Raw genomic sequence first — 13,567 nt, forward strand, 5'->3', positions numbered from 1 at the left:
GGGGCGCGGGTAGGTTGAGCGCGATGCCCGAGCTGCTGCCGCTCTTCCCGCTGAACGTCGTCGCGTTCCCGGGGATGAGCGTGCCCCTGCACGTCTTCGAGGAGCGCTACCGGGCGATGGTCCGCGACCTGCTCGCCCTCCCCGACCCGGCCACCCGGCTGTTCGGGATCATCGCGATCCGCGAGGGGTACGAGGTCGGCAGCCACGAGGCGAAGTCGATGTACCGGACCGGCTGCGTGGTGCAGCTGAGCAGCGTCGAGGAGTACGACGACGGCCGCTACGACATCACCGCGGTCGGCCGGCACCGCATGCGGGTCGTCGGGACGGACTCCAGCGCGCCGTACCTCCGGGGTGAGGTGGAGCACCTCCTGGACGACGGCACCCCGTCGGTCGACACCGCCCGGGCCGCCGCGCGCGCCCTGGCGGCCTTCGGCGACTACCGCGCCCTCGTCAGCGCCCTGCGCGGCGACGACGTGATGAGCGGTGCACTCCCCCGCGACCCCGACGTGCTCTCCTACGCGCTGGCCGCGACCGCGGCGCTGACCCTGCGCGAGCGGCAGCAGCTGCTCGAGGCGCCCACCACGGCCGAACGGCTCGGCCTCCTGCGGCGGATGATGCTGCAGGAGGTCCGAGCCATGCGGGCGGTCCCGTCCCTCCCGGCCACCGAGGTGGCACGGACGGGGTGGAACCCGAACTGACCCGGGGTGCCGGTCAGTCGGTGCTCAGCCGGAGCACGCCCCGGACGACGTCGCCGTCGAGCTCGCCGGTCGCGCCGAGGCTGTCGAGCGGCTCGAAGTTCGCCTTGAGCTCCTCGTCGCCGTCGGACTCGAGCGCCGGCTCGAGCCAGTCGCCCGCGTCGAAGTCGACGAAGAAGCCGCCGGCGCTGTCGCCGAGGTCGGGCAGGGCCGACTTGAAGCCGTCCTGGCCGCCGAGGTCACCGTCGCCGACGAGCTCGGCGACGTAGTCGGCGTCGAACCCGACCGCGACGGCGCTGTCGCTGCTCTCGACCTGGAGGACGCCGTCGGCACCCGCGGCGGTCACGAGCTCCTCGAGGACGGGGAGGATCGTGTCGGGGTCGCCGTCGATCCGGATCCCGGCCGGCACGTCGATGCCGCTGCTGGAGGAGAAGATCGACTCGAGGTCCACCGAGGAGTCGAGGGCCACCGAGACGCCGTCACCGAGCAGCTCCTGCAGCTTCTCCGGCGTCAGGCCGGTCTCGGCCTCGACCTGGTCGACGAGCTCGTCCACCGCGTCCTGGCCCATCGACTCGGCCATGCTGGCGAGCATGTCCTCGACGACGCTGTCACCCACGCCGAGCCCGAGGGCGACGGCGGTGGTGGCCGGCAGCTCGCTGAGGCCACTGTCCGAGGCCTCGGAGGGATCGAGCTCGCCGACCGCGCTCATGGCAGCCTCGACCTCGAGGGCCCCGTCGTCGAACCGCGCGACGACGGCCGCACCCTCGAACTCCTCGAACGCCTCACGGAGCTGGTCGACGTCGGGCTCCATGAAGTCCGGACCCGGGTCGAGGTCGAGGTCGGTGTCGTCCTCCATCTCGAGCTCGCCGAGCTGCTCCTCGAGCTCCTCCGGCGTCATCGTGGCGAGGTCGGAGGGGTCGTCGAGCTCGCCGGTGGCCGGGGCGACGCGACCGGCGACGGTGCCGGCGGTGGCGTCCTCGCCGAAGTCGCCGAACTCCTCGAGGAGGAGCTTCGGCCCCTCGGCGGCGAGGTAGCCGGTGACGATGCCGCCGCCGCCCGCCTCGTCGACCCACGTGGTGTAGCCGTCGTCGTCGGCGAGCGAGCTCTCCGCGGACGCCTTCGCGACACCCTCGGCGGTCTCGTCGTCCTCGGCGAGGACCATGTAGTCCTCGACGAACGCCATCCCGGGGAGCTCCGGGTCCTCCTCGCCGCAGGCGGCGATCTCCTCGACCGCGTCGGTGGCCTTCGTCTCGTCGGTGACCTGGACGACGACGAACGGCACCGGCTCGTCACCACCCGGGCGTACGCCGGCCCCGAGCCGCTGGCCCAGCCACGGCTCGAAGTCGTCGTTCCAGGTGAGGTCGTCACAGGGCGCGTCGGTCAGGAACGCCTCGACCAGCGAGCGGCGGAGGTTCTCCTCGCCTCCCAGCCGGTCGGCGAGGGCGGGGAACTTCTTCAACGTCTTGTAGGCCTCGACCTTCTGGCCCGCCCCCGGGTCGAGGTCGACCGCGAGGAACGCCAGCGTGTCGGCGGGGGCGGCGACCGCCGCGCCCGGCCCACCGCCGAGGAGGGTGCTCACCCCCCAGGCGCCGGCGCCGGCGACGGCGAGGACACCGACGGTCGCACCGGCGACGAGCCCCCACCGACGTCCGGAGCGGCTCGGCTCCGACGGCTCACCGTCGAGGTACTCGGGCTGCGGCGTCTCGCTGGACATGGTTCCCCTTCGCTCTCCACGGGTCCGCGTCGACCCACGCGCGCGGCCCCCGCCGTCCGCGGACGGCTTTCTCGAATTCCACCACGGCCCTTCAGGGCCGAGAGGGAGGAGTCTCCTCGGCGGTCCCTGATACATCGGCCGGGTCGTGGAATTCCTGAGGGAGGGCGCCGCCCGGACCGTCGGAGCGGACGGCCTCCTCGATCGACCGTTCGGACAACGGGCTGATCAGGAAGACGAGGGCGCCAAGGACCGCGAACAGCGGCCACACCCACTGCACGACGTCCGTGGTGAGCACGAAGGCCGCCTCGGCGGTGGCGCCCTCGGCGGCGTCGGCGAGCACCCGGGACGGGTCGTCGGGGCCCAGGGCGAGCCCGAGCTCGGCGGAGATCCACGACGCGAGGAACGCACCGGCGACCACCGCGAGGAGCGTGGCGACCTCGTCGGCGCGCCGCCAGGCGATCATCCCGACGCCCAGCAGCAGCCCACCGGCGGCGGCCAGCACGGAGTACCACGCGTCGGCGTCGAACTGCTGCGCCAGCGCCGCCTCGTCGCGGACCAGACCGGCCCCGGTGCGGGTCACGGTGACCGGGTCGACCAGCTGGGGCCACGCCAGGCCGGCGACGACGCCGAGGAGGACGGCTCCCGCGAGGACGACGAGCACGTCGACGACCAGGCGCGAGGGGTCCCGTCGCCGGTCCGGCACTGGCGCGCCGCTCACACCTGGCTCAGGCAGTGCGGGCCCAACAACGCCTTGAGGTCGGCGAAGAGGGCCGGGGTGGCCGACACCCGGAGCCGGTCGTCGAGCCTCATCACGGTGGTGGAGGTCCTGGTCATCAGCCGCAACCGTACTTCGGTGACTCCAGGGTGGGTGCCGAGGACGTCGCGGAGCTGGTCGACCACCGGCGGGGTGCACCGGGTGGACGGCATCGAGATCACTACCGGGCCGCTCGGCCCCTCGGTGAGGTCGGGGAGGGTGACCTCCTGGCCGTGGAGCTCGGGCTGGTCCTTCGAGCGCGAGAGCCGCCCCTTGACGACGACGATCGCGTCCTCGGTGAGCAGCGTGCTCGCCAGCTGGTAGGCGCTCGGGAAGAGCAGCACGTCGATCGCGCCCTCGAGGTCCTCGACGGTGATCATCGCCCAGGAGTCGCCGCGCTTGGTGATCTTGCGCTGCACCGACGTGACCAGCCCGGCGATCGTGATCGTCGACCCGTCGGGACGGTCCTCGTCGGCGAGGAGGTGGCCGATCGTGCAGTCAGCGGCGTTGGCGAGGATGTGCTCGACGCCCTGGAGCGGGTGGTCGGAGACGTAGAGCCCGAGCATGTCGCGCTCGTGGGCGAGCAGCGTCTGCTTGTCCCACTCCTCGATGTCGGGGACGGTCACCGTCACTCCCCAGGCCGAACCGCCCTGGTCCTCCTCGTCGAAGGCGCCGAAGAGCGAGTCCTGGCCGATCGCCTCGTTGCGCTTGATCTCGACGTACTGCTCCACCGCGGTCTCGTGGACGGTGACGAGCGCGCGGCGGCGGTGGCCCAGCGAGTCGAACGCGCCGGCCTTGGCCAGCGACTCGATCACGCGCTTGTTGCAGACGATCGGCTCGACCTTGGTGAGGAAGTCGTTGAAGTCGGTGTAGCGCCCCTTCTCACGGCGCGCGGAGACGATCCCCTCGACCACGTTGCCGCCGACGTTGCGGATCGCGTTGAGCCCGAAGCGGATGTCGGTGCCGACCGGGGTGAAGTTCGACTCGGACTCGTTGACGTCGGGCGGGAGGACCTTGATCCCCATGCGTCGGCACTCGTTGAGGTAGATCGCGGACTTGTCCTTGTCGTCCTTGACCGAGGTGAGCAGGGCGGCCATGTACTCGGCCGGGTAGTTCGCCTTGAGGTAGGCCGTCCAGTAGGACACCAGTCCGTAGGCGGCCGAGTGGGCTTTGTTGAACGCGTAGTCGGAGAACGGCAGCAGGATGTCCCACAGCGTCTTGACGGCGTCCATGGAGTAGCCGCGTTCGGTCATCCCCGCCGAGAAGGTCTCGAACTGCTTGTCCAGCTCGGCCTTCTTCTTCTTGCCCATCGCGCGGCGGAGCAGGTCCGCTTGTCCGAGCGAGTAGCCGGCCAGCTTCTGCGCGATCGCCATGACCTGCTCCTGGTAGACGATCAACCCGTAGGTCTCGCCCAGGATGTCCTCGAGCGGCTCGGCCAGCTCGGGGTGGATCGGCACCACCTGCTCGCGGCCGGTCTTGCGGCGTGCGTACTTGTTGTGGGAGTCGGCACCCATCGGGCCGGGGCGGTAGAGGGCGCCGACCGCGGAGATGTCCTCGAAGGTGTCCGGCCGCATGCTGCGCAGCAGCGCGCGCATCGGCCCGCCGTCGAGCTGGAAGACCCCGAGGGTGTCGCCGCGCTGCAGCAGCGCGTAGGTGGCCGGGTCGTCGAGCTGGAGCTCCTCGAGGACGACCTTCTCTCCACGGTTGGCCTCGATGTTGCGGATGGCGTCGTCGAGGACCGTGAGGTTGCGCAGCCCCAGGAAGTCCATCTTGATGAGGCCGAGCCGCTCGCAGGTCGGGTAGTCGAACTGCGTGATGACCGCGCCGTCCTGCTCGCGGCGCATCACCGGGATCACGTCGAGCAGCGGCTCGCTCGACATGATCACGCCCGCGGCGTGCACGCCCCACTGGCGCTTCAGCCCCTCGAGCCCGATCGCGGTGTCCACGACGGTCTTGACGTCGGGCTCGTTGTCGTAGAGCTGCCGGAACTCACCGCCCTCGCCGTAGCGCGGGTGGTTGGGGTCGAAGATCTGCTTGAGCGGGACGTCCTTGCCCATCACGGAGGCGGGCATCGCCTTGGTGATCCGGTCTCCCATCACGAACGGGTAGCCGAGGATCCGGGAGGCGTCCTTGACGGCCTGCTTCGCCTTGATCGTGCCGTAGGTGACGATCATCGAGACCCGGTCGTCGCCGTACTTCTCGGTGACGTACTTGATGACCTCCCCGCGCCGGCGCTCGTCGAAGTCGATGTCGAAGTCCGGCATCGAGACGCGGTCGGGGTTGAGGAACCGCTCGAAGATCAGCCCGTGCTCGAGCGGGTCGAGGTCGGTGATCCGCATGGCGTACGCCGCGATGGAGCCGGCGCCGGAGCCACGGCCCGGGCCGACCCGGATGCCGTTGTCCTTCGCCCAGTTGATGAAGTCGGCGACCACGAGGAAGTACCCCGGGAACCCCATCTGGGTGATGACGCCGATCTCGAAGTCGGCCTGCTTGCGGACCTTGTCCGGGATGCCGTCGGGGTAGCGGTACCGCAGCCCCTTCTCGACCTCCTTGACGAACCAGGAGTCCTCGGTCTCCCCCTCGGGGACCGGGAAGCGGGGCATGTAGTTGGCCGAGGTGTCGAACTCGACCTCGCACCGCTCCGCGATCAGCAGGGTGTTGTCGCACGCCTCGCGGAGCCCGTAGCGGTGCTCCCACAGCTCGCGCATCTCCGCGGGCGACTTCACGTAGTAGCTGTCGCCGTCGAACTTGAACCGCTTCGGGTCCGACATCGTGCTGCCCGAGGAGACGCAGAGCAGGTGCTCGTGGGAGGCGGCGTCCTCGGGGCGGACGTAGTGGGAGTCGTTGGTGGCGATCATCGGCAACCCGAGGTCCTTGGCGAGCCGCAGCAGCCCGTCACGGACCCGGGTCTCGATCGAGAGCCCGTGGTCCATCAGCTCGAGGAAGTAGTTCTCCGGGCCGAGGATGTCGCGGAACTCGGCTGCCGCCTCGCGGGCCTTGTCGTAGTTCCCGATCCGCAGCCAGGTCTGCACCTCGCCCGAGGGACACCCCGTGGTGCCGATCAGCCCCTCGGCGTGCTCGGCCAGCAGCTCGCGGTCGGCGCGGGGCTTGTAGAACTGCCCCTCGAGGCTCGCCCGGGAGGAGAGCCGGAAGAGGTTGTGCATCCCCGCGGTGCTCTCCGAGAGCAGCGTCATGTGGGTGTAGGCGCCGCCACCCGACACGTCGTCGTCGCCGCCGTTGTTCCACCGGACGCGGCGTCGCTCGAAGCGGGAGGTGTTCGGCGTGAAGTAGGCCTCCATGCCGATGATCGGCTTGACGCCGTGGTCCTTCGCCTTGGACCAGAAGTCGAACGCCCCGAACACGTTGCCGTGGTCGGTCATCGCGATGGCGTCCATGCCGAGCTCGGCGGTGCGCGCGAACATGTCGTCGAGCCGGGCCGCGCCGTCGAGCATGGAGTACTCGGTGTGGACGTGCAGGTGCACGAACCCGTCAGCCTTGGCTCCACCTGACATCGGCGAACTGCGCCCCTTCCCTCGGTCGGTCGTGCTTCCCGCGCGCCCCGCCGAGCACGGCGGAGCGACCGGGCTGAGCGGGCAGCCCCACCCTTGGGGGAAGACGCTCAGCGTACGCGACCGAGCGTGGCACCCCGCACCGACATTCCGTGGTCAGGCCGGGTCGGGCCAGACCATGCGGACGTCGGGCGCGCGCTCCTCGTTGCCGGAGCCGTCGGTGCGCTCGACCTCGACGAGCCCGTGCCGCCGGTAGAACCGGCGGGCCCCCGCGTTCGACTCGAAGACCCACAGCCCGAAGCCGCCCGGACGCAGCCCCCGGACGAGCTCGAGGAGCGCCGAGCCGACCCCGCCGCCGGCGTGGTCGGGGTGGACGTAGAGGTCGTCCAGCCACTCGGCGGTGAACCGGGCGTAGCCCACGACGGCACCGTCCTGCTCGGCCACCCAGGTCTCGTCGGCCGCGGTCCGGGCGGCCAGCCAGGCACGGACCTCGTGGTCGGGGTGGACCGGGGGCGGCATCGCGCCGGAGGCGGCTGCGGCGCGGCGGGCGGCGAGGTACACCCCGGCGACCTCGTCGGCGTCGTCCGGCTCGGCCGGCCGCAGCACGAGCCTGCGGTCAGTAGAGCTCACGGATGAGGTCCAGGGCGTGCTGGAGGTCCTCGGGGTACTCCGACTCGTACTCGACGTACTCACCGGACTCCGGGTGCTCGAACCCGAGGCGTACGGCGTGCAGCCACTGCCGGACCAGGCCGAGGCGCTCCGCGAGCACCGGGTCGCCGCCGTACAGCGGGTCTCCGACGCAGGGGTGCTTGAGCGCCTGCATGTGCACCCGGATCTGGTGGGTGCGCCCCGTCTCGAGGGTGACCTCGAGCAGGCTGGCGAACCGGTGCGCCTCGAGGGTCTCGTAGTGGGTGACGCTGTGCTTGCCGTCGGGCATCACCGCGAACTTGTGGTCGAACTTCGGGTGCCGGCCGATCGGGGCGTCGATCGTGCCGCGGAGCGGGTCCGGGTGCCCCTGGACGAGGGCGTGGTAGACCTTGTCGACCGTGCGCCGCCGGAAGGCGTTCTTGAGCCGGGAGTAGCCGTACTCCGACTTGGCGATCACCATGACGCCCGAGGTGCCGACGTCGAGCCGCTGCACGATGCCCTGGCGCTCGGACGCCCCGCTGGTGGCGATCCGGAACCCCGCGGCGGCGAGGTGGCCGACGACCGTCGGCCCCGACCAGCCCGGGCTGGGGTGGACGGCGACGCCGACCGGCTTGTCGATCACGACGAGCGCGTCGTCGTCGTGGATGATCTTGATCCCCTCGACGATCTCCGGCACCACCGCGACCGGGTCGACCGCGGCCGGGATCGCGATGTCGAGCACCGCACCGCCCCCGACCCGCTCGGACTTCGCGACGGTGTGGCCGTCGAGGTGCACCAGCTCCTGGGCGATCAGCTCGGCCGCGCGGCTGCGGGAGAGGCCGAACAGCCGGGAGATGACCGCGTCGACCCGCTCCCCCGCCAGGCTGTCGGGCACGTGTAGGGTCCGCCGGTCGACCGCGGCCCCCTCGCTCACGACCGCTCCCGGTCCGCCACCGACGCGGCGTCGCGGTCGTCCTCGGCCCGCTCGCCGCCGAGCGTGATCCCGCGCAGCGCCTGGAGGATGATCACGCCCGCCGCGACGTTGATGCAGATGTCGGCGACGTTGAAGACCGGCCAGTTGGGCAGCGCCAGGAAGTCGACGACGTGGCCGTGCATGAAGCTCGGTTCCCGGAAGACCCGGTCGGTCAGGTTCCCGAGCACCCCGCCGAGGAGGCACCCGAGGCCGAACGCCCAGAACCGGTCACCGAGCCGCCGGGCCAGGACCAGCACCACGACGACGGCGACCACCGCGACGACGGTGAGCACCGCGGTGAACGAGGTGCCCATGCTGAAGGCCGCGCCGGGGTTCCGCACCAGCCGGAGCTCGAGGAGCTCGCCGACGAGCGGCACGGGGTCCTGCGGGTCGAGGTGGCGCAACGCCAGCGTCTTGGTCAGCAGGTCCACGCCGTAGGCGAGGAGAGCGACGACGACGAAGATCGTGAGGGCTCGACGGGACGCGCGTCTTCGATCAGGGTCGCTGGGGTTCAGCGACGCTCCTCGCGCTGCTTGCATGTCAGGCACAGTGTCGCACGGGGGAACGCCATCAGCCGATTCTTGCCGATCGGCTGGCCGCAGCTCTCGCAGATGCCGTAGGTGCCGTCGGCGATCCGCTCCAGCGCGTGCTCGGTCTGGGTGAGCATCGTCCGGGCGTTGTTCGCCAGGCTCATCTCGTGGTCGCGCTCGAAGGTCGTCGACCCCACGTCGGCCTGGTCGTTGCCGGCGCCGTCGCCGGCGTCCCGCATCAGGTCGTCGAGCTCGCGCTCGGCCAGGTCGAGCTCCTCCTTGAGCCGCTCGACGTCGGCGGTGAGCTCGGCGCGCACCTCGTCGAGCTCCGCCTCGGTCCACGGCGACTCGTCGGCCTTGACGGCCAGCGTGGCCGGCGACTGCCGGGCCGCCGAGGAGGCGGCCTTGCGGATCCGGCTCCCGCCGCCCGCCGCCTTCGCGGCATCCGCGGTCTTCTTCGCCGTGCTCTTCTTCGTCGGGGCGGCCTTCTTGGTGGCCTGCGCGGTCGCCTTCTTCGCGGCCGGCGACCCCTTCTTCGCCGGTGCCGCGGGGGCCTTGCTCGCGGCCTTCTTCGCGCTCGACGTCGCGCTCGACGTCGCGCTCGAGGCCGCGCTCGTCCGCTTCGCCGTCGCCTTCTTCGCCGTCGCCTTCTTCGCGGTGGCCTTCTTCGCGGTGGCCTTCTTCGCGGTGGCCTTCTTCGCGGTGGCCTTCTTCGCCGTGGCCTTCCTCGCCGTGGCCTTCGTGGCCGACGCGGCGCCCTTGGTCGCCGCCTTGCCGGCCGCCTTCGTCGCCTTCGTCGCCTTGGTCGCGGTCTTCTTCGCCGCCGTCGCCTTCTTCGCGGTCCCCTGCTGGACCGGGGGCGTGGACCGCGTGCCGGAGCGCTTCGCGGCGGTCCCGGCGGCTGCCGCCTTCGAAGCAGTCTTCGAGGCGGTCTTCTTGCCCGCAGCGCTGGTCGCCGCCGACCGCGTGACCTTCGCCGGCGGAGTGGACTTCGTGACCGGCTTCGCCTGCTTGGCGGCCTTCTTGGCCGAGGTGGTCGTCTTCGAGGAGGTCGCGCCCCGACCGGCCCTCTTCGCCACCCCGGCGGTCACCCGCTTGGCGGCTCCGGCGGTCTTGCTGGCGAGCTTCCCGGCTGTCGTCCGAGCCATCGCGCACTCCTGTCGACGTCGTACTCGGTCGCCGGCAGCTCGTTCCCCCGAGTCGAACAACCTGACGAATGTGCGTCCCGTGCCGCACTTGCGCCGTGAGGATATGGCGCTCGTCACGTCCGGGCAACCGGCCACGCCCGGGTGACCCGCAATCGCCGCGACGGCGGCGACCGGCCTCTGGCACACTGGACGGAGTCGCAAGGCGTCGACGGGACGAGTACCTCCGAGCACAGCCGGCAGCGACCTGGGGACGGTGGAAGCCCAGGGGTGTTGTCCGGAGGGAAGATCACCCTGAGCCGCCGGAAGAGCGGGCCCACGGGCGCGGGTAGAACCGGCAGCGACGGCCAAGGAAGCGGGTGCCCGTCCGGGCACCAAGGAGGGTGGTACCGCGGGGCCGGGACACCGGGCTCGTCCCTTCGTCAGGTTTCGACAGGCTTGACCAGCCGAGCGAGAAGACGAAGAGGCCCCGTGAGCGAGTACCCCGCCGTTCCCCCGCAGGTCGACCTGCCCGCCCTCGAGCGCGACGTCCTGGCCTACTGGGAGGCGAACGACACCTTCGCCAAGTCGATGGCCGCGCGTGAGGGCGCCGACCCCTGGACCTTCTACGAGGGGCCGCCGACGGCGAACGGCGTCCCCGGCACCCACCACGTCGAGGCACGCGTCTTCAAGGACGTCTTCCCACGGTTCCGCACCATGCAGGGGTACCGCGTGGAGCGCAAGGGCGGCTGGGACTGCCACGGCCTCCCGGTCGAGCTGGCCGTGGAGAAGGAGCTCGGCTTCTCCGGCAAGCAGGACATCGAGGCGTACGGCGTCGCCGAGTTCAACGCGAAGTGCCGCGAGTCGGTCCTCCGCAACGTCGACATGTTCGAGGCGATGACCGAGCGGATGGGCTACTGGGTCGACATGGACGACCCCTACGTCACGATGTCGCCGCAGTACGTCGAGTCGGTGTGGTGGGCCCTCCAGCAGATCCACGCCAAGGGGCTGCTCGTCGAGGACCACCGGGTGGCGCCGTACTGCCCCCGCTGCGGCACCGGGCTGTCCGACCACGAGCTGGCACAGGGCTACGAGACCGTCACCGACCCGAGCGTCTACGTCCGGTTCCCGCTCACCAGCGGCCCCCTGGCCGGCCGCGCGGCGCTGCTGGTGTGGACGACGACGCCGTGGACCCTGGTCTCCAACACCGCGGTGGCGGCCCACCCGGAGGTCGACTACGTCGTCGCGACGGACGGTCGGGAGACGCTGGTCGTCGCCGAGCCGCTCGTCGAGAAGGCGCTCGGCGAGGGCTGGGAGGTCACCGACAGGTTCCGCGGGGCCGACATGGAGCGGTGGGAGTACTCCCGCCCGTTCGAGCTGCTGGAGTTCCCGCCGGCCGCCGACGGGGGCAGGTCGCACTACGTGGTGCTCGCCGACTACGTCACCACCGAGGACGGCACCGGGCTGGTCCACCAGTCCCCCGCGTTCGGCGAGGACGACATGCGGGTCTGCCGCTCGTACGGCCTCCCGGTGGTGAACCCGGTCCAGCCGGACGGCCACTTCGCCGACGGGCTGCCCCTGGTGGGCGGCGACTTCTTCAAGCACGCCGACGCCGCGCTCGTCCGCGACCTCGAGGAGCGCGGGCTGATGTTCCGGCACGTGGCGTACGAGCACTCGTACCCGCACTGCTGGCGGTGCCACACGCCGCTCATGTACTACGCCCAGCCGTCCTGGTACGTCCGCACGACGCAGCGCAAGGCGGAGCTCCTGCGCGAGAACGAGCGGACCAACTGGTACCCCGAGAACGTCAAGTGGGGCCGCTACGGCGACTGGCTGAACAACAACATCGACTGGGCGCTGTCGCGGCGCCGCTACTGGGGCACCCCGCTGCCGATCTGGCGGTGCGCCGACGACCACCAGGTCTGCGTGGGCTCGCTGAAGGAGCTCTCGGAGCTGACCGGCACCGACCAGTCCGGGCTCGACCCGCACCGCCCGTTCGTCGACGAGGTCGTCTTCGACTGCCCCACCTGCGGGGCCGAGGCGCGCCGCGTGCCCGACGTGATCGACGCCTGGTTCGACTCCGGCTCCATGCCGTTCGCCCAGTGGGGCTACCCGCACGTCGAGGGGTCGGCGGAGCGGTTCGAGAAGGCGTTCCCGGCCGACTTCATCTGCGAGGCGATCGACCAGACCCGCGGCTGGTTCTACACGCTGATGGCGGTCAACACCCTGGTGTTCGACCGCAACAGCTACAAGAACGTCGTGTGCCTCGGCCACATCCTCGCCGAGGACGGCCGGAAGATGTCGAAGCACCTCGGCAACATCCTCGAGCCGATCCCGCTGATGGACGAGCACGGCGCGGACGCGGTGCGCTGGTTCATGGCGGCCTCCGGCTCGCCGTGGGTCGCGCGCCGGGTCGGCCACGCGACGATCCAGGAGACGGTCCGCAAGGTGCTGCTGACCTACTGGAACACGGTCGCGTTCCACGTCCTCTACGCCCGTACGGCCGGGTGGACGCCGGGCTCGGCCGAGGCGCCGCGGGTGGCCGAGCGGCCGGTCCTCGACCGGTGGCTGCACGCCGAGACGGCCCGGCTGGTCGGCGTCGTGACCGAGGCCCTGGAGCGGTTCGACACCCAGCGGGTGGGCGCGGAGGTCAGCCAGTTCGTCGACGACCTTTCGAACTGGTACGTGCGCCGCTCCCGCCGCCGGTTCTGGAACGGCGACGTGGCCGCACTGACCACGCTGCACGAGACCCTCGACACTCTTACCCGCGTGATGGCGCCGCTCACGCCGTTCGTCACCGAGCGGGTCTGGCAGGACGTCGTGCGGTCGGTCGACCCGTCGGCCGCCGAGTCGGTGCACCTGGCCTCGTGGCCGGTGGCCTCCGCGGGTGCCGACGCGGCGCTGTCGGACGGTGTCGCGCTGGCCCGCCGGCTGGTGGAGCTCGGCCGGGCGGCGCGGGCGGACGCCAAGGTGCGGACCCGCCAGCCGCTGGCCCGGGCCCTGGTCCCCACCGCGGCGTACGAGCGGCTGGGCGAGGAGCTCCGCGCCGAGGTTGCGGACGAGCTCAACGTCGGCTCGCTCGAGCCGCTGTCGTCGGCCGGCGACCTGGTGGACCACAGCGCGAAGGGGAACTTCCGGGCGCTCGGCAAGCGGTTCGCCAAGCGGACCCCGCTGGTGGCGGCCGCGATCGCGGCCGCCGATGCGTCGGCTTTCGCCGCCGCGCTCGCCGCGGACGGCCGGGCGACCGTGGACGTCGAGGGCGAGGCCGTCGAGGTGCTCCCGGACGAGGTGATCCTCAGCGAGCGGCCGCGTGAAGGCTGGTCGGTGGTCAACGAGCAGGGCGAGACGGTGGCGCTCGACCTCACGTTGACCCCGGAGCTGGTGCGGGCGGGGCTCGCCCGCGAGGTGGTCCGGCTGGTGCAGGAGGCGCGGAAGTCGAGCGGCTTCGACGTCAGCGATCGGATCACCCTCGTCTGGCAGGCCGACGACGCGTCGGGCGACCTCGCCGCAGCGCTGCGGGAGCACCAGGCCGCGGTGGCGGACGAGGTGCTCGCGACGACGGTGACCGAGACCGCCCCGGACGGCGACCTGCGCCGCGACGACGACCTCGGGCTGAGCTTCGCGGTGGCGCGGGTCTGAGG

9 protein-coding genes are annotated in these 13,567 nt (G+C 71.5%); 2 read left to right on the forward strand and 7 right to left on the reverse strand.

Annotation, left to right across the window (positions count from 1 at the left end):
- Positions 1-23: 23 nt before the first annotated feature.
- On the forward strand, positions 24-698 hold the full coding sequence (locus FIP57_RS15340; protein WP_148574405.1) for an LON peptidase substrate-binding domain-containing protein: 675 nt from the start codon (positions 24-26) through the stop codon (positions 696-698).
- A gap of 13 nt (positions 699-711) precedes the next feature.
- Here FIP57_RS15340 and FIP57_RS15345 read toward each other — a convergent pair whose 3' ends face one another.
- The 7 genes from FIP57_RS15345 to FIP57_RS24450 form a co-directional block, all read right to left on the reverse strand.
- Positions 712-2,409: a hypothetical protein gene (locus FIP57_RS15345; protein ID WP_148574406.1), complete on the reverse strand. Its 1,698-nt coding sequence runs from the start codon at positions 2,407-2,409 to the stop codon at positions 712-714.
- 91 nt (positions 2,410-2,500) lie between these two features.
- Positions 2,501-3,127: a hypothetical protein gene (locus tag FIP57_RS15350; protein ID WP_148574407.1), complete on the reverse strand. Its 627-nt coding sequence runs from the start codon at positions 3,125-3,127 to the stop codon at positions 2,501-2,503.
- Entirely contained in the window at positions 3,124-6,675 is a 3,552-nt protein-coding gene (dnaE, locus tag FIP57_RS15355; RefSeq protein WP_148574408.1) for a DNA polymerase III subunit alpha, read from the reverse strand. The genes FIP57_RS15350 and dnaE overlap by 4 nt, the downstream gene beginning before the upstream one ends.
- A gap of 153 nt (positions 6,676-6,828) precedes the next feature.
- Positions 6,829-7,302: a GNAT family N-acetyltransferase gene (locus tag FIP57_RS15360; RefSeq protein ID WP_238993501.1), complete on the reverse strand. Its 474-nt coding sequence runs from the start codon at positions 7,300-7,302 to the stop codon at positions 6,829-6,831.
- Complete coding sequence (locus FIP57_RS15365) at positions 7,289-8,233, reverse strand: RluA family pseudouridine synthase (protein WP_148574409.1); 945 nt, start codon at positions 8,231-8,233, stop codon at positions 7,289-7,291. Before FIP57_RS15365 ends, FIP57_RS15360 begins: the two co-directional genes overlap by 14 nt.
- On the reverse strand, positions 8,230-8,811 hold the full coding sequence (lspA, locus tag FIP57_RS15370; protein WP_148574410.1) for a signal peptidase II: 582 nt from the start codon (positions 8,809-8,811) through the stop codon (positions 8,230-8,232). The genes FIP57_RS15365 and lspA overlap by 4 nt, the downstream gene beginning before the upstream one ends.
- Entirely contained in the window at positions 8,784-9,950 is a 1,167-nt protein-coding gene (locus FIP57_RS24450) for a TraR/DksA C4-type zinc finger protein (RefSeq protein ID WP_148574411.1), read from the reverse strand. Before FIP57_RS24450 ends, lspA begins: the two co-directional genes overlap by 28 nt.
- 468 nt (positions 9,951-10,418) lie before the next feature.
- Between FIP57_RS24450 and ileS the strand changes: the two genes are divergently transcribed.
- Positions 10,419-13,565 carry an isoleucine--tRNA ligase gene (gene ileS, locus FIP57_RS15380; protein WP_148574412.1) on the forward strand — a complete coding sequence of 1,049 codons (3,147 nt, stop codon included), beginning with the start codon at positions 10,419-10,421 and terminating at the stop codon, positions 13,563-13,565.
- The last annotated feature ends 2 nt before the right edge of the window (positions 13,566-13,567 follow it).

Source organism: Nocardioides caldifontis, assembly GCF_008087345.1.
Lineage (GTDB): Bacteria > Actinomycetota > Actinomycetes > Propionibacteriales > Nocardioidaceae > Marmoricola_A > Marmoricola_A caldifontis.